This is a genomic window from Staphylococcus sp. HMSC13A10, from assembly GCF_001808005.1.
Classification (GTDB): Bacteria; Bacillota; Bacilli; order Staphylococcales; family Staphylococcaceae; genus Staphylococcus; species Staphylococcus pasteuri.
The window spans coordinates 57,924-59,197 of sequence record NZ_KV791844.1 but is presented as its reverse complement, the minus strand read 5'-3'; the positions used below and the strand labels follow the sequence as shown (position 1 = coordinate 59,197).

The window sequence follows — 1,274 nt, the reverse complement described above, 5'->3', positions numbered from 1 at the left end:
TGTTGTTTGTGCTTCAGTTGTTTCTGCTTTTGATGACTCTTTTGTTGTTTCTTCTTTAGTAGCATCTATTTTTGAGTCTTCTTGTGTTGTTTGTGCTTCAGTTGTTTCTGCTTTTGGTACCTCTTTTGTTGTTTCTTCTTTAGTTGTATCTACTTTTGAGTCTTCTTGTGTTGATGACTCTTCAGTATTATTTGTTTTCGAATCTTCTTGTGTCGTTTGTTCTTCTGTTGCATTATTGTCGTTTGTTACATCAGTTTGTTCAGGAATATCACTATTATTTTTAGTTTGTTCACTTGTTTGAACATTGCCTTTTTGTTTAACAGCATCATCTTGTGAGGACGTATCTTCACTAGCTTGTGTTGACGACTCTTCAGTATTATTTTCGGCTGCTTTAGCTTCTTGATTTCCAACACCAAATAATAGAGTAGCCCCTACTAATATTGATGCAGTCCCTACTGTAAATCTTCTGATAGAATATTTGTTCAATTTGTTAGGTAAAAAATCCATTCTTTTTTTCATATATTTCCTCCTAGTTACTTCTTAATAACTGTATGTAACAACCACTTAAAAATTAGTAGCTGTCGCTTTAAATAATAATATAAACAATCAAATTTTACAACATTTAATATCCAAAAATACTATAATAAATAATTGAATTAAATAATGTACGGATAAACTTTCTCTTTTAAAACAGAAAATTCCATACCATTTATTGTTTTTACATAAAAGTAAATATTTAAAAAGTATAAAAAAATAATCCTCTTTATCTTAAATGTTACTTTTATTTAGAAATGACATAAATATATGGGTAACCGATCTGCCTTATATTTATCTGTTCTAAATATAACATTCAAAAGGATTATCTAGATTTATATAGTTGTTATTTGAGATATTTAATTATTTTATACTCTTTAATCAATTGACAAAACACTTCACATAATTTCTTTTACCAATTAACCTCAATCGTTTGCATTTAAAATTATATAACCTTTTTAAATGTTAGTCAACGTTAAATATTAAGTTAAACTTAATATTTTTACACTTTATTAAAACATTTTTGTATTTCATTAAAAATTCAAAAAACATATTCATTTTAAATATAAAATAAGTTGTATCGCAATTATTTTTATCACTCATCTTAATGATAGTGAATATAGAAAATGCTACTAATTACCTACCTATGGTAACTAGTAGCACTTTTTAAATGTGTTTCTTATTTATCTTCTTTTTTACGGCGTCTAGCGAATAAGAATAATGAGCCTAAGCCAGCAAAT

The 1,274-nt window shown here is 26.5% G+C and carries 1 protein-coding gene; it reads right to left on the bottom strand.

The features are described 5' to 3' along the window. The coding region (locus HMPREF3125_RS12440; RefSeq protein ID WP_256278067.1) for a YSIRK-type signal peptide-containing protein at nt 1–519 on the bottom strand (519 nt) is incomplete at its 3' end. Nucleotides 520–1,274: the final 755 nt, after the last annotated feature.